General features: G+C 49.2%; 1 protein-coding gene. It reads right to left on the bottom strand.

Features of this window, described 5'->3' with window-relative positions:
• Window positions 1–238: hypothetical protein (locus VJI94_RS08795; RefSeq protein ID WP_324009100.1), on the bottom strand; the 238-nt coding region annotated here is incomplete at both ends.

The following is a 238-nucleotide window of genomic DNA, read 5'->3' as shown; positions in this document are numbered from 1 at the left end:
ATCGGGAATCTCGTTATAAACCTGGATGGTTTCAGCACCTTCCACTTCGTCGGGATTCACATAGGCGGTTTTGTCCCCTAGGATGAGCTTCCCACCGATAGTGACTCGTCGATCCACAAACACCCGAGCACGAGAGGTAATATCATCTCCACTAGGGGTCCGAACCAGTTCATTACGTTCTTCCCACCGGCAATTGATTAGGACGGGGATGTCATACACTTCTTCATTGTACTTGTTG

The organism is Parvimonas sp. D9 (assembly GCF_035282565.1).
Classification (GTDB): domain Bacteria; phylum Bacillota; class Clostridia; order Tissierellales; family Peptoniphilaceae; genus Parvimonas; species Parvimonas micra.
This window is presented reverse-complemented; position numbering and strand designations above follow the sequence as displayed.